The sequence below is a fragment of the Staphylococcus sp. HMSC62A08 genome (genome assembly GCF_001839105.1).
Classification (GTDB): domain Bacteria; phylum Bacillota; class Bacilli; order Staphylococcales; family Staphylococcaceae; genus Staphylococcus; species Staphylococcus caprae.
Genome location: NZ_KV840026.1, coordinates 85388 through 104031 on the forward strand (window position 1 = coordinate 85388; position 18644 = coordinate 104031).

At 32.2% G+C, this 18644-nt stretch carries 23 protein-coding genes and 1 riboswitch; of the genes, 10 read left to right on the plus strand and 13 right to left on the minus strand.

Features of this window, described 5'->3' with window-relative positions; genetic code table 11:
- Window positions 1–237: 237 nt before the first annotated feature.
- Window positions 238–429, minus strand: coding sequence for a hypothetical protein (locus tag HMPREF3264_RS00415; RefSeq protein ID WP_002445142.1), 192 nt, complete (start codon window positions 427–429; stop codon window positions 238–240).
- Between the two features lie 74 nt (window positions 430–503).
- A complete protein-coding gene (locus tag HMPREF3264_RS00420) occupies window positions 504–1319 on the minus strand; it encodes a GH25 family lysozyme (protein WP_070871559.1) in 816 nt (271 codons plus the stop codon).
- Window positions 1320–1730: 411 nt separating this feature from the next.
- Here HMPREF3264_RS00420 and rpsF point away from each other — a divergent pair, with 411 nt between their 5' ends.
- From rpsF to rpsR, 3 genes are read left to right on the plus strand one after another with little or no spacing between them, the layout of a single operon-like run.
- Window positions 1731–2027, plus strand: a complete 297-nt coding sequence (rpsF, locus tag HMPREF3264_RS00425) for a 30S ribosomal protein S6 (RefSeq protein WP_002445146.1) — start codon at window positions 1731–1733, stop codon at window positions 2025–2027.
- Between the two features lie 21 nt (window positions 2028–2048).
- On the plus strand, window positions 2049–2558 hold the full coding sequence (ssb, locus tag HMPREF3264_RS00430) for a single-stranded DNA-binding protein (protein ID WP_002445148.1): 510 nt from the start codon (window positions 2049–2051) through the stop codon (window positions 2556–2558).
- 47 nt (window positions 2559–2605) lie between these two features.
- Window positions 2606–2848, plus strand: a complete 243-nt coding sequence (gene rpsR / locus HMPREF3264_RS00435; RefSeq protein WP_001831354.1) for a 30S ribosomal protein S18 — start codon at window positions 2606–2608, stop codon at window positions 2846–2848.
- Between the two features lie 1040 nt (window positions 2849–3888).
- On the opposite strand, the gene HMPREF3264_RS00445 is transcribed toward rpsR, so the two are convergent.
- The gene (locus HMPREF3264_RS00445) at window positions 3889–4494 is read right to left on the minus strand and encodes a hypothetical protein (protein WP_002445153.1); all 606 of its coding nucleotides are present in this window, start codon (window positions 4492–4494) and stop codon (window positions 3889–3891) included.
- Between the two features lie 211 nt (window positions 4495–4705).
- A complete protein-coding gene (locus HMPREF3264_RS00450) occupies window positions 4706–5131 on the minus strand; it encodes a DUF1433 domain-containing protein (RefSeq protein ID WP_070871560.1) in 426 nt (141 codons plus the stop codon).
- Between the two features lie 41 nt (window positions 5132–5172).
- On the opposite strand from HMPREF3264_RS00450, the gene HMPREF3264_RS00455 reads away from it, so the two are divergent.
- Window positions 5173–5373, plus strand: a complete 201-nt coding sequence (locus tag HMPREF3264_RS00455; protein WP_070871561.1) for a hypothetical protein — start codon at window positions 5173–5175, stop codon at window positions 5371–5373.
- A gap of 294 nt (window positions 5374–5667) precedes the next feature.
- Window positions 5668–5943 carry a hypothetical protein gene (locus HMPREF3264_RS00460; RefSeq protein WP_002445159.1) on the plus strand — a complete coding sequence of 92 codons (276 nt, stop codon included), beginning with the start codon at window positions 5668–5670 and terminating at the stop codon, window positions 5941–5943.
- Window positions 5944–6106: 163 nt separating this feature from the next.
- On the opposite strand, the gene HMPREF3264_RS00465 is transcribed toward HMPREF3264_RS00460, so the two are convergent.
- Window positions 6107–6364, minus strand: a complete 258-nt coding sequence (locus HMPREF3264_RS00465) for a helix-turn-helix domain-containing protein (RefSeq protein WP_002445161.1) — start codon at window positions 6362–6364, stop codon at window positions 6107–6109.
- A 167-nt stretch (window positions 6365–6531) separates the two neighbouring features.
- Between HMPREF3264_RS00465 and HMPREF3264_RS00470 the strand changes: the two genes are divergently transcribed.
- Complete coding sequence (locus HMPREF3264_RS00470; protein WP_070871562.1) at window positions 6532–7284, plus strand: amidohydrolase family protein; 753 nt, start codon at window positions 6532–6534, stop codon at window positions 7282–7284.
- Here HMPREF3264_RS00470 and HMPREF3264_RS00475 read toward each other — a convergent pair.
- Window positions 7281–7544 carry a hypothetical protein gene (locus HMPREF3264_RS00475; protein WP_070830664.1) on the minus strand — a complete coding sequence of 88 codons (264 nt, stop codon included), beginning with the start codon at window positions 7542–7544 and terminating at the stop codon, window positions 7281–7283. The two genes, HMPREF3264_RS00470 and HMPREF3264_RS00475, sit on opposite strands and share 4 nt — an antisense overlap.
- 360 nt (window positions 7545–7904) lie before the next feature.
- Here HMPREF3264_RS00475 and HMPREF3264_RS00480 point away from each other — a divergent pair, with 360 nt between their 5' ends.
- The 3 genes from HMPREF3264_RS00480 (at window position 7905) to HMPREF3264_RS00490 (ending at window position 9846) form a co-directional block, all read left to right on the plus strand.
- Window positions 7905–8159 carry a GlsB/YeaQ/YmgE family stress response membrane protein gene (locus tag HMPREF3264_RS00480; RefSeq protein WP_070871563.1) on the plus strand — a complete coding sequence of 85 codons (255 nt, stop codon included), beginning with the start codon at window positions 7905–7907 and terminating at the stop codon, window positions 8157–8159.
- Between the two features lie 449 nt (window positions 8160–8608).
- Window positions 8609–9241, plus strand: coding sequence for a LysE family translocator (locus tag HMPREF3264_RS00485; RefSeq protein WP_070830666.1), 633 nt, complete (start codon window positions 8609–8611; stop codon window positions 9239–9241).
- 26 nt (window positions 9242–9267) lie between these two features.
- On the plus strand, window positions 9268–9846 hold the full coding sequence (locus HMPREF3264_RS00490; protein ID WP_070871564.1) for a histidine phosphatase family protein: 579 nt from the start codon (window positions 9268–9270) through the stop codon (window positions 9844–9846).
- A 104-nt stretch (window positions 9847–9950) separates the two neighbouring features.
- Here the strand turns inward: HMPREF3264_RS00490 and HMPREF3264_RS00495 are convergent, their stop codons facing one another.
- The 5 genes from HMPREF3264_RS00495 to HMPREF3264_RS00515 form a co-directional block, all read right to left on the minus strand.
- On the minus strand, window positions 9951–10343 hold the full coding sequence (locus HMPREF3264_RS00495) for a hypothetical protein (RefSeq protein ID WP_070871565.1): 393 nt from the start codon (window positions 10341–10343) through the stop codon (window positions 9951–9953).
- A 159-nt stretch (window positions 10344–10502) separates the two neighbouring features.
- On the minus strand, window positions 10503–11129 hold the full coding sequence (locus HMPREF3264_RS00500; protein WP_070871566.1) for an NDxxF motif lipoprotein: 627 nt from the start codon (window positions 11127–11129) through the stop codon (window positions 10503–10505).
- A 283-nt stretch (window positions 11130–11412) separates the two neighbouring features.
- Complete coding sequence (gene ahpF / locus HMPREF3264_RS00505) at window positions 11413–12936, minus strand: alkyl hydroperoxide reductase subunit F (RefSeq protein WP_070871567.1); 1524 nt, start codon at window positions 12934–12936, stop codon at window positions 11413–11415.
- A 14-nt stretch (window positions 12937–12950) separates the two neighbouring features.
- A complete protein-coding gene (gene ahpC / locus HMPREF3264_RS00510; RefSeq protein ID WP_070871568.1) occupies window positions 12951–13520 on the minus strand; it encodes an alkyl hydroperoxide reductase subunit C in 570 nt (189 codons plus the stop codon).
- 448 nt (window positions 13521–13968) lie between these two features.
- Window positions 13969–14748 (minus strand): 2-keto-4-pentenoate hydratase, encoded by a 780-nt coding sequence (locus HMPREF3264_RS00515; protein WP_070871569.1) that lies wholly within the window; start codon window positions 14746–14748, stop codon window positions 13969–13971.
- 144 nt (window positions 14749–14892) lie between these two features.
- Between HMPREF3264_RS00515 and nfsA the strand changes: the two genes are divergently transcribed.
- Window positions 14893–15648, plus strand: coding sequence for an oxygen-insensitive NADPH nitroreductase (nfsA, locus tag HMPREF3264_RS00520; RefSeq protein WP_070871570.1), 756 nt, complete (start codon window positions 14893–14895; stop codon window positions 15646–15648).
- A gap of 101 nt (window positions 15649–15749) precedes the next feature.
- Here nfsA and HMPREF3264_RS00525 read toward each other — a convergent pair whose 3' ends face one another.
- Both HMPREF3264_RS00525 and HMPREF3264_RS00530 read right to left on the minus strand, forming a co-directional pair.
- Window positions 15750–16661: an ABC transporter substrate-binding protein gene (locus tag HMPREF3264_RS00525; RefSeq protein WP_070871571.1), complete on the minus strand. Its 912-nt coding sequence runs from the start codon at window positions 16659–16661 to the stop codon at window positions 15750–15752.
- Between the two features lie 54 nt (window positions 16662–16715).
- Window positions 16716–16817: riboswitch (TPP riboswitch) on the minus strand.
- 265 nt (window positions 16818–17082) lie between these two features.
- Window positions 17083–18471, minus strand: coding sequence for an L-cystine transporter (locus HMPREF3264_RS00530; RefSeq protein WP_070871572.1), 1389 nt, complete (start codon window positions 18469–18471; stop codon window positions 17083–17085).
- Between the last annotated feature and the right edge of the window lie 173 nt (window positions 18472–18644).

Consider the following 18644-nt stretch of genomic DNA (forward strand, 5'->3'; position numbering starts at 1 on the left):
TGACAACGAAAATAATTTTGATAAATTACATTTCTGTCTCACTCCCAAACTGTCGACAAAGTCTTTGATTTTGTGGGCAGTTTTTTTATTTATGCGAATATTTTCTTAGAGGGCTTGTTGATTCGAGGTCTTGATAGATAAACTATTTTATAAAAAAGAAGCAATGGCATTCAAATTAGAGATTGTAGTGACTCAGAATCTAAACGCCATTGCTTATATATTTGAAATTCCAATTCTTTAAAAAAATGGAATGACTTCGCTTGCTTCTATAATATCTTGTGTACTGAAAAATTGCTTGCCTTCACCGGTATAAGCTGGTTCAAGAACTAAATTTGCCTTAGCACAATAAAGCCATTCAGGGTGAATACCACAATTTAAGATATCTTGAAATTCTTGGAACTCTTTATTCCAATCTAAATTTAATTGCATGCTAAACACCTCAACCACATTATAGAACGAACGTTCGTAAAAGTGAAGTATTTTTGTTCGTTATTGTTCGCTTTTTAAGATGTGAACCAAGAAGCATCTACGTTACTGTCGATATAGTTAGCATCAACATTTTGATTTAATTCGGGTGAATAGTAGCTATCAGTATATTGCCATAACACTTTTTCTCGATTAGGTTCTTCGGCTTGATACGAAGCCATCCAATAGCCATCATATGAACTTACAGCATTTGCAACGTGATTAATCATAAAGTTTTCATACGAATAGTAGAGTATTTTTTTATTTCCTGCAAGTTTTCTCATTTCATCTGCCCAAGCTTTTGTTGCTGTTTCATCATCACCATTTGTCACTGTTTGTTGTTCGTAGTCATTGACATAGAATTCAGCTTTTGGAGCACGATTGTGTAATGTTCTTGCTTCGTAACGTGCGTCTGCAGCATTTTCATACATACTGTAAGAATAAACACCAAATTTCATATTGTTTTTGTCTAATAAGTTAGAGTTGTGTTCTAAAGACTGATCAACGTACTCTGAACCATACTGGCCGCGAATGATAATGAAATCATAATTTTGTTTTAATTTTTTGACTTGAGCATCAGTTAGATTGCCTTGCCATTCAGAAATATCTAGAACTCTTTCGCCATTATCAGTGACAGCTGCTCTAGATTTTGTTGAGAATGTTGAACGATTTTGTGTTGCGTTACTTTTTTGATTAGGATGTTTCTTTATGTATTGTTGGTAGCCATACCCCATTGTTCCTTTTTCGCTTGTTGACTGATTATTTGAGGATTCTTTAGCATGTGCATTTACTATTCCTAGACTTGTTGCTAATACTGAAAATGAAATTACCGAGTAAGTGACTTTCTTTAACATAAATGTGCTCCTTTGTGTGAGAATTTAGAAATTACATGCAATTGTATGTAAAATGTAATTTTTATACTATTACAATTAAACGCACCTCGCAACAACGTATCTAACACGATTTACTATTGTGAAAAATAAGGTTACACGGAACATAAAACATTTGTAATTCAATAAATTGTATGTGTTTTAATCATGATTGGATGAAGGGAGTCTAAGGGTAGTCTTATTTTTATAACAACTGTTTGTTTCTTTGTGTGGTGCTAGATTTTGAATTTATTTTGAAGGATGAGCTTTAGAATATTTATTGTAAAAAGTAATACTCTATGCTATAATTCTTGATTGTGAGTAATGAAAATTATTCCTTGCTTATCACATAAGTGTTGATAAGCCGCATAGACCACAAGGAGGTGCAAATAAACTATGAGAACATATGAAATTATGTATATCGTACGTCCTAACATTGAAGAAGATGCTAAAAAAGCTTTAGTTGAGCGTTTCAACGGTATCTTAGCTTCAGAAGGATCAGAAGTTTTAGAAGAAAAAGACTGGGGCAAACGTCGCCTAGCTTACGAAATCAATGATTTCAAAGAAGGCTTCTATAACATCGTACGTATTAAAACAGATAACAATAAAGCTACTGACGAATTCCAACGTTTAGCTAAAATTAATGACGATATCATTCGTTACATCGTTATCCGCGAAGACCAAGATAAGTAATAATTAGACGGGGGCGTTTAAATGTTAAATAGAGTTGTATTAGTAGGTCGTCTAACGAAAGATCCAGAATACAGAACCACTCCCTCAGGCGTAAGTGTAGCGACATTTACTCTAGCAGTTAATCGTACTTTCACGAATGCTCAAGGGGAACGCGAAGCTGATTTCATTAACTGTGTTGTCTTCAGAAGACAAGCTGAAAATGTTAATAACTACTTATCTAAAGGTAGCTTAGCTGGCGTTGATGGTCGCATACAATCGCGTAGTTATGAAAATCAAGAAGGTCGTCGTATCTTTGTTACTGAAGTTGTGTGTGATAGTGTTCAATTCCTTGAACCTAAGAATTCACAACAAGGTGGCCAACGTTCACAAAACAACGATTTCCAAGACTATGGTCAAGGATTCGGTGGTCAACAATCAGGACAAAATACGTCATACAATAACAATAATTCATCAAAATCTAATCAATCTGATAACCCATTTGCAAATGCAAATGGCCCAATTGACATTAGTGACGATGATTTACCATTCTAATAACGAACGTATAAAAACGAAAAAATAGTCAAAGGAGGCAGTTAACCATGGCAGGTGGACCAAGAAGAGGCGGACGTCGTCGTAAAAAAGTTTGCTATTTCACAGCAAATGGTATTACACATATCGACTATAAAGATACTGAATTATTAAAACGTTTTATCTCAGAACGCGGTAAAATTTTACCACGTCGTGTAACAGGCACTTCAGCTAAATATCAACGTATGTTGACTACAGCAATCAAACGTGCTCGTCATATGGCATTATTACCATATGTTAAAGAAGAACAATAATATATCATTTATTGTTAAACCCCGTAGGCATAGGCTTGCGGGGTTATTTTTGTGCTTTGAAATATGGAGTTAGGGCAGAAAAAGGGCATGAGGTGAAGGTTATAGAGATTTATACATAAAAAAAGAGACAACCTTCAGTTAAGTACTAACGAGTTTTTACATTTATTAACGAATTCAGCAGTTGGTGATGAGACTGAAACGAAAGAAGTTGTCGTCAAACGTGGTGAATATAAAGAGAATCCACAGAATGGTAAAGTACAGTTAGTCTATAATGAGCACGTTGGGCTTTTAGAAGTTCCTATTAAGCCTAGTAATCGTTTACGTGCTAGGGATATACTCGGAAAATATCATAAATTATTTATAGATAGGCAAGAAATTACAACCCGTAATTTCGAAGTTAATGTTTGTGAATGGGATGGCGATGAAGAAGAACAACAGCAAGTAATTGATACTGTCGGAGAGGAACACCCTAATAGACCTTTCATTATTGGTAATGTTCCTTTGGAAGATTAAGAAAGGTATATAGGATTGTGTCTAAATTGACTAGTAAGATAAGCATTGAAGATATGTTCAATAGAGCAATGGCGATAAAAAGATATACAGTTTTGTACTATGATGATTTTATGAGTGATGAAGAAAAAGAAATATGGAAGACCCTACATGATTTTCAGAAAGCTAGTATTATATTGCCATTTAATCTAATGTTAGTACGTAAAAACGTTGATAGAAGAATAGTGCCATCTATAAAATTGAATGATAACAGAATATTTATATATCCGAATAGATAATCACCAAAGTTATTTACTGATAAAGTAGATTTAAATTTAGCGACACCAATATTTATTGATAGTACCGGTCAAGATGATGAAAAGAATAAGAAAGATTTAGAGAAGTTGAGTAAGAAATGTCCAAATGAAGAGTTTCATATTGATAATTAGGTAGATGTAAGTGATAATATTAAACAAGCGCCAAACCATATAGGCTTGGCGTTTTTATAATATAGATGCTATCATGACTGATATACTATATCAACTAAATTATCAGTTTGAATTTTTCTTCTTTTTATATTTGATAACGGAGTTTTTCTTTTGATGTTTTCCTTTGTATATATTGTGTATAACTATTAATGTTCCAAACGATGAAGTTAACAATAAATTGATAATTAGAAAATTAGATTGTTTCATTTTAGAATTAAGATTACTTACCTCGCAAGAAAATTTATTTTCTTCAAAGTGCTTTTTTACACATTTTACAGTTGTATCTTTCTCTGATTTATTTTGTTCGCTTATTTGATCCAGAGTATATCCAGTGCTTAATAATGTTAATGTTATAGGGATTATAGTTATGAAAAATTGGACAATATTGTTATTAAATGTTTTAAATATACCATCGTCTTTTTTAAAGTCCTCTTGATAAAGCCATGTTAATAAAGCGCTTGTAACTATAATTACTATGAAAATTGCAAGTGTAGTGTTTTTAATATTTAAACCAAGTAAAAATAAAAGTATTGATAAAACCAAGAATGGTAAAAACAATACTAACGATATTGCATAAATCAAATGACTGTTTTGAGCCCAGTATTTAGGTACACCTTTAATAATACCAGTAAATTTTAAGAATATTGGATTTAAATTACTTTTTCTCATAAATGCCTCCTTAATTGTCGATGGATATTATTAATTTCATTAAACTATTATATAAACAATAATGCTAATATATGCTTGTTTCAATAAAATAAGCAACTGACAAGTATTCAGGTAGGCTAATAATTGTTGATGACGTTCCGTTGGAGGATTAATGATGAAAATGAGAAGCACTAACTATTCATTCGGTTGAGTAGTTAGTGCTTTTCTGATGTTAAAAGCCCCAAATTAGAGGTGGATCTGCTTCATAGTCTTTTTTATTTAAATTTTCTTTCTTAATAATATCATTAGGTGTTAATTTATCCTTAGCATTTTTTTCTTTAAAAAGTTTACCTACGCCATCTGTGTCATATCCTACGTCTCCAGTAAACTGATGATTATCTGCACTTGATATATAGGCCTCAAACTCTAAAGTTTTATCATCATTAATATAACCATCAATAAAGTATCCTTTCATAGGACTCTTTTTGAAGTTGTTAATTTTCATAGTTTGATAATTTTTTAGATTATGTTTGAAGTATAAATCTATACGCTTTTCTTGTGTCGTAATGTAATTCTCCTTTTTATTTTTGTGCAAAGTATGCCCTCCTAATCCTATAAGTGTTAATATCAATATAAGAATTATAATTTTTGCTTTCATCGTCCACCTCTTGTTTTTAAAATATTAAAGAGTATTTTATTATGAAATTTTCTGACGAACTGTCATTTAAAGTTGCTGATGATTCTTATAAAGATTTGAAAAAGGGTCGTGAATATGACTTGAGTGGTCAGAATTTCAAGGTCATTGAAAAGCGCGATGCTAAACAAAATGGTTTGAAAGTCTATGCACTTACACTAGTTGTGAATGGTGAAGTAGACACTAATCATATTTATATGGGCTAAGCTAGAACAGATTTTAAAAGTATACGAGATTTGTTTACAGATTTACAACTTGCTTTTTATAATAACACATCTAATTATAAAATTAATAAAAGACACAGTGATTTAGATAATACTACTATAAACGAAGAACAATAATATATCGTTTATTGTTAAACCCCGTAGGCATAGGCTTACGGGGTTATTTTTGTGCTTTGGAAATTAGTTTTCGTATCTAAAATCATTGATCTTCATCAAATATAATTCTATGTATGCTAAGTTATTAAATGTGAGCGAAATTATAAAGAGGAGCTTAAAATGGAATATAATTTGAAAAAGGTTTTAAAGAATCTGTTTATTAACTTAATTATTACTTTTGTCATTGCATTTATAATCAATTACTTTGGAATTAATTCAGATAAACATGGTTGGTTTGCGAATATTATTGATAAGATTAATTTTATACATATTTTTGGTAATAAAACTGCGAATGCTGTAGTAATTGTAGGTTTAGCTATAACAATTTTTGAACTTATACACGATGTGTTCTTTGATGATGAAGATGAAGACGAAGAAGATAGTAAGAAGAACTAGATATTGAACAATGTAGTTATCTTGAATGTTTTTAGGATTAACATGTCTGGTCAGAAGCGTCTTCACTTAAGTTAAATAAGGATAAGCAACGATAAAAAGCTAAGATAATACGTTTATTATATTTAAAACGTACTATCTTAGCTTTTCATTTTTAATGAATGGGTTACATTCTTATATCAACATTATCTAAATGCTTTTGATATTCTTTAACTTTACTTTCTAAGAACATTTGATAGGGCGCATCGAAGAAATCAGCTAAACGTAGAGCATCTTTAAATTTAGGTTCGTGGTAATGATTTTCCCATTCCCAAATTTGATGTGCTTCATAATGCGTTCCATACTTCTCGTTTAATTGTTGTGCTAATTCCTCTATTTCTAAATGTTTTTTAGTTCTTAAGTTATATAAAATATGTAAATTCATACATAACATCTCCTATTCGTGTTGAAATAATCTAGATGTATCGTTTGGATGTAATTTTATTCTATTATTATAAAATAAGACTTTCAAGTTAAAGTATTTTGAATATGTGTCATTATTGTAAAATTTAGGGTATCTTTCTAAAAACAAGAGATTTTGAGGTGTAATTGATGGAAATTTTTGATGCTCATTTTCATATTTTTAATTTTGATTATCCAGTTAAAGAAAATAATGGCTATTTGCCGCCTGAATTTAAAGAGAAAGATTATAAAGTATGGCAAGAAGATCTCAACATTATAGGTGGGGCGATAGTTTCTGGATCATTTCAAGAATTTGACCAAGAGTATTTAATACATGCACTCGAAACGCTAAAAGGTCAGTTTGTAGGTACAACTCAATTGCCTATATCTACCTCTGATGAAGTGATAGAAAAGTTGAATGAACTTGGGGTTAGAGGTGTAAGATTTAACGTGAAAAGGGGAGGTTCTGAAGATTTAAAACATCTAAAGTCCTTTGCGCATCGTGTTTATAATTTAGTGGGATGGCATACTGAACTCTATATAGAATCCAAAGAGTTAAATGAAATAAAGGAAATATTATTAGAATTGCCACTGGTTTCAATAGATCATTTAGGCCTTACAAATGAAGGGTTCGAAGATTTAAAAGAATTAGTTGAACAAGGCGTGTATGTTAAAGCGACTGGTTTTGGAAGAATTGAAGTCGAACCAATTCAAACGATGAGAGAATTAATGGATATTAACCCAGACGTGCTCATGTTTGGTACGGATTTACCATCTACTCGTGCGAAACGTCCTTTTAATAAATCAGATATTGAATTAATTAAAAAACATTTTACCGAGGAGGAACAACAGAAAATATTCTATAAAAACGCGATGAGATTTTACAGAATTAATGAAATTTAGTAATGCTGTTTATGACGTTTAGAATCTAATTTAGATAGAATATTTGAAAGTATTGTACTTATAAGGATGATAGAGATAAGCGTTGAAAAAATATAAACTTGCTTACTTTTAATGTTAAAACCAATTTCAAAATCTCCATGTAAATGGCCTTTAATGAAAAAATTTAACGTCATCATCGCTAATATTCCAATTATAGATAAGAAACTTAATATATGCATAATTTTACTTACTAGCGTAAGTTTAGTGTTTTTATGATTCATAGAAAATACCTACTTTTTTATGGTTAGTAAATAGATTGTGCTAAATTCACAAATTATAGCTTATCATATTAAATGTCTTAATTATAACTACACAATTTCAATTTTGGAGTAAAGTTATCATTCTTAAATGATTTAAGTTTGTCTACAAGTTCTGTATATACGATGAGGCTGGGACAATGAGAATAATTTTGCTAAATTATATTTCTGTTTCACTTCCAGTTTTTGTGAGGATTAAGAAATTAATAAATGATTTAGTTTTAAACTTGAATAAAAATTTTTATCAAAATTGTTTAATGATTTTTAACTAAGGGTAACACTTACTAATAGGTAAACAATCTTAAAATAAAGGAGATAATAATTATGTTTGGATTTATAGGTATGATTATTGTCGGTGGTATCATTGGTTGGATTGCCGGCTTAATTATGGGTAAAGACATTCCAGGTGGAATTTTAGGAAATATTATTGCTGGTATCGTAGGTTCATGGATTGGTACTATGATTTTTGGACATTGGGGTCCACAATTAGGTAAAATTCACATTTTCCCAGCATTAATTGGTTCAATTGTTTTAATCTTCATTATTTCTCTAATTCTTAGATTATTTAAAAAGAAATAATGAGTCGATGTAAATAAAGTTTTGAGGGAGGTTATATTTCCCTCAAAATGTAGATGTCTCAAAAAGATTTAGAGTAATAATCTTTTTGGGGCATTTTTTGATTTATACAAAAATTTTTCTATATATGGGATATTTTTTGACATAAAAAGAGGATGGCGCTGGGTTACGCCATCCAGGAGTATTATGTTCATGAATATAAAAGACTTTGTAGTTACTACTAACTACATTCTTATAATATCATGGTTTACATTTATCTGACAATAAAAAAATTTTTGTTCATTTTCTTTCTAAATCTATTTTCAATTATAACGCCTTTAAACGATGAGTTGTTTATGGATATTTTGAACAAGAAATCTAAGTATCTACTTGAGGGTAGTCTGAGGAAGGTCTTACATAATAGCTAATTGTATGTGATAATGGAATATAAAATGACATCTAGGAGGTTGCGTATGGAAGGTTTATTTACATTTATTATTATCACATTACTTATTATTATTGTTCCAGGGCCAGATTTTATAATTGTGATGAAGAATACTATTAATTCCAGTAAAATGAATGGCTTCATGTCAGCATTTGGAATTACAACTGGGCATATTCTATATTCTTCTTTAGCGATTTTTGGCATTATATACATATTGACAAGTTTATATTACGTATTTTTAATTATTAAGATATTAGGTGCTTGTTATCTTATTTATTTAGGTATTCAAAGTATTAGAAGTGCACACAGTTCAGTGAATTTTAGTAAAGAAGCTTTGATGGATGTACGTAATGTAAGTTATTTAACATCTTATAGACAAGGATTTCTGAGTACAAGTCTCAATCCTAAAGCGATACTATTTTATGTAAGTATTTTGCCTCAATTTCTCTCACAAGGCGGAATTGAAGTGAAATCAGAAGTAGCATTACTATCTTTATCAGTAGTGCTTGTAACATGTTTATGGTTCTTGTTCTGTGTATTTATATTTCAATATATTAAATTATTATTTAGTAAGCCTAAATTTAAAGCAGTTTTCGACTATATCGTTGGATTCGTATTAATTGGCCTATCTATCAATTTATTATTAAGTAAAAGTAGTTAATCGTACTTAAGTAAGGAGTATTAAATATGAATATTTTTCTTGTAAGGCATGGGGAATCCCAATCAAATTATGATAATCAACACGGGAACCCATATTTTTGTGGTCAATTAGATGTTCCTTTAACTGAAAAAGGAATGCAAAGTGCCCAAGATTTAATAAGTTATTTTGCTGATAAAAAGATAGAACATGTATATGTTTCAGATTTACTTAGAACCCAACAAACCTACGAAAGAATATTTCCTTATAATATTCCTACGACATTCACAAAATCATTAAGAGAACGTTCGTTAGGTGTTTTCGAAGGGAAAAATAAACAAGACATCAGCGAAGATAAGGAATATGAGAGATATTTCAACGATCCGGAGTTTAAGGATTTTAGACATAGTTTTATACAGAAGGCACCTGATGGAGAAAGCTATCAGGATGTACATGAACGTATTGCGCGTTTCTTTGAAAGTGAAATTCATAAGGATAGTGACAATATAGTGATTATCGCTCATCAAGTTGTAATAAGATGTATATTTGTTTATTTGGGGCAACTCACTAAAGAAGAAGCTTTAGAATTAAATATTGATAATTGTCATCCCTACTTAATTGAGAAATAAAAAGAAAGTGAATGGAGTAGTTAATGTAACTTGCATCCATTCACTTTTTTTAATGAAATAAGACGTCCGGATGTGGCTGGAACTACGAAATTGATTTTGCTAAATTATATTTCTGTGCCACTCTCATAGTGTTGAGACTTGGGATAACCTATAAAAAGTGTCATAAATGTGCTGAGTAATATAAGTAGCACAGTTAGGAGAGCCATAAGACCTACAGGGACAATTCCAGCTGCAAATGCAACTATAATAAAAAGACCATACATCATTACTGCAAACATTTGAAGAATAGCTGATATGATTCTACAAATTAAGTTATTGAAAAATCCTAATATCAATGCCGGCAAAGCCATAGCGATGTTAGTAAGTACAGCTAACCATACTTCCCATGGGTGATCGTAACTCATTGTGTTAGGGCCAGAAGGGTATTTAGCCATAACAAGAACCATTGCTACTGTTGATAAGATTGCTAAGATTATAAAACTTACGCGTAGCTTCATCAAGTCACTCCTATTTAAGTTTTTAAAAGTTTATAATTATGTAAAATGAAGTTAGTCACTCTTAGTGTGAAGTAAATTGATAGCGCTGTCAAAAGTATTAAAAAAACTTCTATTTGATGCATCAATGAACATCAAATAGAAGCTAGTGTTGTTTACTTCTTATTTATCGAATACTTCTGTGTCGATACCTTTCTTTTTAAGGAAGTCTTTAATTTTATCTTGTTGTTTTTTATTCACATCGCCCGCATATTTAGTTGGAACATCAACAACATTGATAGTGTTTTGAGGTTGGTAATTTAATTCCTCAATATCTTCATCAACATTGGCGATTGTACTATTCAACGCATTGAAATAATTGATGATTCGTTGCGTAGGATCTTTATATTCTTTAGGAATCTTGTTGTTTTTCACGAACTTTTTAAAGTGTAGGTCATTTTTAACAGCTAAATTAGAAAGCTCACTTAGTTTATTAGCTTGATCTTTTGTTATTTTAGGACTACTATCACTTTGTTTATCCAACTTGTGTTGCATCACGTATTTATTATCTAATACGTCGTTGTTAACTTGTAGGTATTTTTTTAGAGCGCTTTTCATTTCAGAGTCGCTAATATTTTGTCCTTTTTTATTTGATGAGAAAATATCTTTTTCTTTAATGTTTTTAGCGCTTTTAGGTGCGTGTGCACTACTATGATCATTTTGGTTATTATCATTTTCACTATTATTGGAACAGGCTGCAAGTGTTAATGAAAGTGCTAATAATAAACTCACAATTACTCTCTTTTTCATAGAATTGAGAAACTCCTTTTTTACATCACTCATATTAAGTATATACATTTTATTGTTATTACACACGTAATAGAATATCATTTATGAAAAAATATTTGAACGTTTTAGAACTACATTTGAACGTGAGATATGGCTACTTTGTGGCTGTGTTTTATAACAAACCTTTTGGCATATCGTTTTTAAGTATCTACCACCAAGAGTGATAAATGTATAAAAAAACAGAGTCTTAAGTGATTAAGACTCTGTCCATGTGAAGATATTATGATAGGTATATATTTAAAACTTAATTTCTAATAATATAATCAAATGCGTTCAACGCTGCGTTAGCGCCAGCGCCCATTGAAATGATGATTTGTTTGTTTTTCTGGTCTGTTACGTCTCCTGCTGCGAATACACCAGGAAGGCTTGTAGCGTTATCACAATCGATAACGACTTCGCCACGTCCATTTAACTCAACTGCATCTTGTAACCATGCAGTATTAGGGACTAAGCCGATTTGAACAAAGATTCCATCAAGGTTGACTACTTGTGTTTCGCCAGTATTTAAATCCTCATAACTAATACCAGTTACGTGGTCTTCGCCGATAACTTCTGTAGTTCTAGCATTCGTTTTGATGTCGACGTTTTCCAATGAACGTAAACGATCTTGTAAAACATTATCTGCTTTTAATTCAGAAGAATATTCAAATAATGTTACGTGCTTAACAATACCAGCTAAATCAATAGCTGCTTCGACACCAGAGTTACCGCCACCGATAACTGCTACGTCTTTGTTTTCAAATAGAGGGCCGTCACAGTGAGGGCAGAATGCTACACCTTTATTGATAAGGCGATCTTCTCCAGGAATATTAAGTTTACGCCAACTTGCACCTGTAGAGATAATCACAGTCTTACTTTCTAATACAGCATCATTCTCTAAAGTGACTTTAATTGCTGAGTCTGTTTTTTCGATATTAGTGGCACGAATACCAGTCATTGTATCAATGTCATATTGTGAAATATGATCAGCAAGATTAGATGAGAACTCTGAACCTGTTGTTTCTTTAACAGTAATGAAGTTTTCAATGCCAGCTGTATCATTCACTTGGCCACCAATTCTATCAGCAACGATGCCTGTTCTTAAACCTTTACGAGCAGTGTAAATGGCAGCACTACCACTTGCTGGGCCACCACCTACAATGAGTACATCATAAGGGTCTTTGTCATTAAATTCAGAAGCATCTTGTGTGCTTCCTAATTTCGTTAAGATATCTTGAATAGTCATACGACCATTACCAAATTCTTGTCCATCTAAAAAGACAGCTGGAACTGCCATAATGTCTTCAGATTCTTCGCGGAATACTGCGCCATCAATCATTGTATGAGTAATATTAGGGTTAATAACACTCATTAAGTTTAATGCTTGAACAACGTCAGGGCATTTTTGGCAAGTTAAACTAACGAAAGTTTCGAAATGGAAGGGACCTTCGAGGCCTTTGATTTGGTCAATAACAGATTGTTTTTCTTTAGGGGCACGACCACTTACTTGTAAAATTGCTAATACAAGAGAGTTGAATTCGTGACCTAAAGGAATACCTGCAAACGTTATGCCAGTTTCTTCACCTGGGCGGTTTACTGAGAAACTTGGTGTACGTTTTAAATCCTTTTCAGTTACCGTGATGCGAGCTGACATTCCAGCAATCTCATCTAGTAACTCTTTAAGTTCTTTTGATTTATCATCTGAGCCAAGGCTAGCGACGAATTCAACGTCGCCTTCCATTAGCTCTAATAGTTGTTGTAATTGTTGCTTTAAATCAGCATTAAGCATGTTTTAATGCCTCCTTAGATTTTACCTACTAAGTCTAAACCAGGTTGTAATGATTCAGAACCTTCTTCCCATTTTGCTGGGCAAACTTCACCTGGATGTTGACGTACGTATTGAGCTGCTTTGATTTTGTTTACTAATGTACTAGCGTCACGACCGATACCGTCAGCGTTGATTTCAGCTGCTTGAACTACACCATCTGGGTCGATGATGAATGTACCACGTTGAGCTAAACCAGCTTCTTCATCTAATACATCGAAGTTACGAGTGATTGTTTGAGATGGGTCGCCAATCATTTTATATTGAATTTTACTGATTGCATCTGAATGATCGTGCCAAGCTTTGTGTACGAAGTGAGTATCAGTTGATACTGAGAATACGTTAACACCTAACTCTTGTAATTTTCCGTATTGATTTTGTAAATCTTCTAATTCTGTAGGACATACGAAAGAGAAGTCAGCAGGATAGAAGCATACGACACTCCATGAACCTTTAAAATCTTCTTGTGAAACTTCTTTAAACTCATCATTTTTTGGATCATAAGCTTGCGCTGTGAATGGTAAGATTTCTTTGTTAATTAAAGACATAGGTAAATACCTCCTGAAATTTTTAAGTATAAGCTAGAATTACATAACAATAATTGTTTGTTTATAATAATTCTAATCTCTTGTTTAGTATTATCACATCTCGACTTTAAATAGTCAACTTTAGAAACTTTTTAATTGAGAAAATGAAATTAGAGTAGCTTTAAATAGCGTCAAAAGAAAGTTATTCAATATTAAGCGTATCTCAAATAGAAATGGTAAATTACCTGGTATATTGAGTTTTTATTTTGACTTTTCACACTATAAATAGCACATATCATTCTCAACTAAACATGTTTTATTGATAATAGAGTGTAATTTTATTACATCTATATCTTAATGATAACATCTGAGCTATAAATTTTCTTTTACGACCGTTTATATAAATAAAACAGAGATTAATCCAGAGTCGTATCACTCATTCTGAATTAATCTCTGTTTATCTTGTTGATTATTTACTAACTGTGAACTCAACCGTACCAATACCACTATATTCTGCTCGATAAGTTCCAAATTCTAATTTAAGTGGTGAGATAAATGTGCCGGAAGATATCATTTGCCCTTTTTTCAATTGTTTACCATGTGAGTGTAACTTTTTGATAAGCCAATGCACTGCATGAACAGGGTTCCCTAACACTTCTGATGAAGATCCTGTAGCAATTAATTCATTATCTTTGTATAAATTTAAATCCACATTTGCGAATGCATCTATATCAAGAGGGGTTACGCTTTCGCCTACAACAATCATACCAGTCGCAGTGTTGTCAGAAATTAAATCGCCCAACGTGAAATTCGGGAACCAATTCTTATATCTAGCATCTGGGATTTCAATACCAGCAGCAATTTGAGTATTTAAAACAATGGTTTGCAAATCAGCATCATAAGGTAAGTCTTCCTTCACTATAAACATAATTTCTGGTTCTAATAATGGAGAAAATAATGAAGAAAGTGATACTGAGTTACCATTTTTTAAAATATTATTAGATAAAATTGTTCCATATGCTGGTTCATTTGTATTGGCGATAGCTTGTGTTGTCTTACTCGTCATACTCACCTTATAGCCAGCAACGTAGGTATTGTCTTTAAATTTTAATTGTTCGAGTAGATCATCTTGGTTTAGATATGCTTCTTCTTCACTAATTTGATAAGATTCGCTGACGAAATCGATAGGTCTTCTACTTCTATATGCTTTAAAAAGGGCGTTAGAAATGTTTTTATTGGGTTGTGTCATGATATCTCTCCTTAAAATATCTGAAAATTACTACTATTATGATAACTTTTAAACGAAGTGTGTGCAAATAGATTTAAAAGTTTCATATTTAGGGTATAAAATGGTATCCAACGATGAAGATATATTTTATTAGGAGTGAATTTTGTGTCAGATTATGTTTACGATTTAATGAGAAAGCATCATTCAGTTAGAAAGTTCAAAGAAAGTCCGCTTAGCGATGACGCAGTGAAGAAGATAGTAGAAGCTGGTCAATCAGCATCAACTTCAAGTTATCTTCAAACGTATTCAATCATTGGTATTGATGATCCTAAAATCAAAGAAGATTTAAAAGAAGTTTCTGGTCAACCGTATGTTGTAGATAATGGTTACTTATTTGTATTTGTATTAGATTATTATCGTCATAGTCTTGTAAATGAAAACGCTGAATCAGATATGAGTATTTCTTTTTCATCAGCAGAAGGCTTGCTAGTCGGCGCTATAGATGTCGCACTTGTTTCTGAAAACATGGCTGTAGCTGCTGAAGATATGGGATATGGCATCGTTTATTTAGGTTCTCTACGTAATGATGTGGCGCGTGTACGTGAAATTTTAGACTTACCTGACTATACCTTCCCTCTATTTGGCATGGCAGTAGGTGAACCTGCTGAGGATGAGAATGGTGCGCCGAAACCAAGATTACCGTTTGAACATATTTTTCATAAAAATAGCTACGACGCAAGTAATGATAAACAACGTCGTGAATTAGAAGCGTATGATCAAATTGTAAGTGATTATTATAAGGAACGTACAAATGGGGAGCGTACTGAAACATGGTCCGAACAAATTGAGCAATTCTTAAGTAGTAAAACAAGACCAGATATGTTAGACCAATTGCATAAAGCTGGATTCATCAAAAAATAATTCATAATTAGAAAAAAGCCTATAAATGAACTTTCAAACCCGAATTCATTTATAGGCTATAATTTTAGGATTTTTAACTTATTTTCTGTAGCTTATTCCTATTATTTGGTATATCTACTGAATAACAATTGGTTTGTAAAATATTTTTCTGCATCTATCGTATGCTTGATTTTACCTGTACTTTGTAACCATAATTGTAAGTCATTATAGAAGTCTGAACTCATAGACAAATCATTAGTAAAACATTTAGCTGTTGCTTCAATGGTGTCTTTATTTAATTTATTATTAATATCTGTTTGGGTGTAATCTGCATATATATTGATGGCATCTTCTAAATTATTGTTGATATATTGTATAGCTTTTTGAATGACCTTAATAAACTTTTTGAGTTTCTGGTTGTCTGTTTCTAACTTATCAGGTGTAGTAATAAAAATTAATTGACAAAAGTCTGGAACATTGTAATCTTTTAAAGCAAAATAATCTACATTCAATCCTGCATTTCTCGCTTCAAGTATTTCGAAATTCTCAAAAATGAGTGTAGCTGCATCTGCTTTGTCATTTAACAATGCATCAGTATGATAAAAGCTATTGTTTATAGGGACGATATCTCCTACATTATACATGCCGCCATCAGCTTCAATCATAGTTTTAGCAATTGCTATACCTCCTGATCCAGGAGCACCCGGATATTGAAGACGTTTGCCAATTAAGTCTTTAGGTGATTGAATACCTTTGTCTTTGTTGTACATCACACCGCCATTTGTATGTAGATATCGAGCGAAGCCAACTACATTTTCATTCATCGCTTTATCTTCAACAAGATGGATAGGCTCAGTAATCGCGATATCCATTGAACCATTTTCAATTTCTTCTAAAGCATCAAAATGTTGTTCAGGTTCAATCATTTCAATTTCTAAGTTTTGCTCGCTAAACCAACCTTTTTCCATTCCTAAAATTAAAGGCAAATGATCAGGATTTAAGAACCATTCTAAACCGACTACTAATTTTTCCATAAAAAAATTCCTCCAACATACAAATTTTCGTAAAAAAGTGAATTTGAAAGAAATAAAAAATATATTTCACTTTCCTACGCTGGTACTAACCAACAGGTTCAAGGGTTGAAAGGGTACCTTTCTCTCAGCATGCAACATGCACCCCTAGTGATTTGTTATACCTAACTTCTAACATAGCGTAGTTATAAAAATGCGTATATAAATGATGAATTAATCGAAGAAGAGCGTAACAGTTTAAATAGAGTATTGATTTAAAATGAAGTATTTGAATCGTTGATTTTCTGGACAAAGACAGTTGTATAGTAGTTGATAACTCAATCTTATTTCTAAAGTTAAATAAAAACGCCACAAACTCCTGAGCTAAGAAGCTTGTGACGTCTGTGATAGATACTTATTCGTTTAAAATTCATTTTAAGAAAAATTAACTAGATGATAATTCTCCGTAATGGTTAGATTCAAATGTGTCTTTATCCCAATTTTTAGTTAAGCGTGCAGTACCTGTTCCGGCTAAAATTGAATCATTCACATTTAATGCGGTACGTCCCATATCAATTAAAGGTTCGATAGAAATAAGTACACCAGCAAGTGCGACAGGTAAGTTTAATGTAGATAATACTAAAATTGAAGCAAATGTTGCACCGCCACCTACACCTGCGACACCAAATGAACTAATAATCACTACAGCAATCAGTGTAATGATGAATTGGAAATCGATATGGACATGTGCGACAGGCGCGACCATGATTGCTAGCATAGCTGGGTAGATTCCAGCGCAACCGTTTTGTCCAATTGATAATCCAAATGTTGCAGAGAAGTTAGCAATACCTTCTGGAACACCTAAACGTTGCGTTTGAGTTTGAATATTTAAAGGTAGGGCTCCTGCGCTTGAACGAGAAGTGAATGCAAAGATCAATACTTCTAACGTTTTCTTAACATATCTAACTGGATTAATACCTAATACACTTAAAATGATTAAGTGAATCACATACATCGTTATTAATGCTACATAAGAAGCGAGTAGGAATTTTCCTAAAGTCCAAATCGCTCCAAAATCACTTGTGGCAAGTGTAGAAGCCATAATTGCTAAGATGCCATAAGGCGTTAAACGTAAAACGAAAGTGACGATAGCCATCACAATGTCATATACAGCTTCAATACCACGTTTTAATAAATTACCGTGTTCAGGCTGTTTGCGCGCTACACGTAAGTATGCGAATCCAACGAAAGTTGCGAAGATCACAACAGCGATAGTTGAAGTGGTACGTTGACCTGTAAAGTCTAAGAATGGATTGCTTGGTAATAATTCAAGAATTTGTTGTGGCAATGTATTAGCAGTTAAATCTTTAGCTTGCTTACTAATTTCTGAGCCACGTGAATGCTCAGCACTTCCTAAATCGATTGATGAAGCGTCTAGACCGAAAATCAATGCATAGATAATGCCGACAATGGCTGCAATCGCTACGGTTCCAATTAAAAACATAAAAATAAAGGTACCGATTTTCGCAAATTTATCCCCAATTTGGATTTTACTAAATGCTGCTACAATAGATACAAAAATTAGTGGCATAACAATCATTTGTAGTAAAGCAACATAACCGTCCCCAATAATGCTAAACCAATCTGAAGTTTGTTTTAATACTTTTGATTCTGCTCCGAAGATAAGATGCAAAGCTATCCCCAAAACGATTCCAATACCTAAAGCGCTAAATACACGTTTAGGGAATGAAATATGCTTTCTAGCCATTATGTTTAACATAATAATGAAAATAATTAACACTACTACGTTAATCATAGTGAAAAGTGCCTCCATATCGTAAACGCTCCTTTGTTGTATAAAATATAGTATTCCGACATATGTAATAAGGATATTACTAGAAAATAACAAATTCAAGGTAGTTATAGTGATTTTATGAAATGAAATAACAAAATATTATCTCGGTAAAATTAATGGAAGGCATGCTTGTACACGTGGGTATATGAAAT

Coding starts and splice junctions, on each gene's coding strand:
- HMPREF3264_RS00530 (WP_070871572.1), bottom strand. CDS start 18,471: ATGGAGGCACTTTTCACTATGATTAACGTAGTAGTGTTAATTATTTTC.
- HMPREF3264_RS00455 (WP_070871561.1), top strand. CDS start 5,173: ATGAAATTTTCTGACGAACTGTCATTTAAAGTTGCTGATGATTCTTAT.
- HMPREF3264_RS00415 (WP_002445142.1), bottom strand. CDS start 429: ATGCAATTAAATTTAGATTGGAATAAAGAGTTCCAAGAATTTCAAGAT.
- HMPREF3264_RS00485 (WP_070830666.1), top strand. CDS start 8,609: ATGGAAGGTTTATTTACATTTATTATTATCACATTACTTATTATTATT.
- HMPREF3264_RS00450 (WP_070871560.1), bottom strand. CDS start 5,131: ATGAAAGCAAAAATTATAATTCTTATATTGATATTAACACTTATAGGA.
- rpsR (WP_001831354.1), top strand. CDS start 2,606: ATGGCAGGTGGACCAAGAAGAGGCGGACGTCGTCGTAAAAAAGTTTGC.
- HMPREF3264_RS00470 (WP_070871562.1), top strand. CDS start 6,532: ATGGAAATTTTTGATGCTCATTTTCATATTTTTAATTTTGATTATCCA.
- ssb (WP_002445148.1), top strand. CDS start 2,049: ATGTTAAATAGAGTTGTATTAGTAGGTCGTCTAACGAAAGATCCAGAA.
- HMPREF3264_RS00500 (WP_070871566.1), bottom strand. CDS start 11,129: ATGAAAAAGAGAGTAATTGTGAGTTTATTATTAGCACTTTCATTAACA.
- ahpF (WP_070871567.1), bottom strand. CDS start 12,936: ATGCTTAATGCTGATTTAAAGCAACAATTACAACAACTATTAGAGCTA.
- HMPREF3264_RS00515 (WP_070871569.1), bottom strand. CDS start 14,748: ATGACACAACCCAATAAAAACATTTCTAACGCCCTTTTTAAAGCATAT.
- rpsF (WP_002445146.1), top strand. CDS start 1,731: ATGAGAACATATGAAATTATGTATATCGTACGTCCTAACATTGAAGAA.
- ahpC (WP_070871568.1), bottom strand. CDS start 13,520: ATGTCTTTAATTAACAAAGAAATCTTACCATTCACAGCGCAAGCTTAT.
- HMPREF3264_RS00465 (WP_002445161.1), bottom strand. CDS start 6,364: ATGAATTTACATATTTTATATAACTTAAGAACTAAAAAACATTTAGAA.
- HMPREF3264_RS00490 (WP_070871564.1), top strand. CDS start 9,268: ATGAATATTTTTCTTGTAAGGCATGGGGAATCCCAATCAAATTATGAT.
- HMPREF3264_RS00445 (WP_002445153.1), bottom strand. CDS start 4,494: ATGAGAAAAAGTAATTTAAATCCAATATTCTTAAAATTTACTGGTATT.
- HMPREF3264_RS00420 (WP_070871559.1), bottom strand. CDS start 1,319: ATGTTAAAGAAAGTCACTTACTCGGTAATTTCATTTTCAGTATTAGCA.
- HMPREF3264_RS00495 (WP_070871565.1), bottom strand. CDS start 10,343: ATGAAGCTACGCGTAAGTTTTATAATCTTAGCAATCTTATCAACAGTA.
- HMPREF3264_RS00475 (WP_070830664.1), bottom strand. CDS start 7,544: ATGAATCATAAAAACACTAAACTTACGCTAGTAAGTAAAATTATGCAT.
- HMPREF3264_RS00525 (WP_070871571.1), bottom strand. CDS start 16,661: ATGGAAAAATTAGTAGTCGGTTTAGAATGGTTCTTAAATCCTGATCAT.
- HMPREF3264_RS00460 (WP_002445159.1), top strand. CDS start 5,668: ATGGAATATAATTTGAAAAAGGTTTTAAAGAATCTGTTTATTAACTTA.
- HMPREF3264_RS00480 (WP_070871563.1), top strand. CDS start 7,905: ATGTTTGGATTTATAGGTATGATTATTGTCGGTGGTATCATTGGTTGG.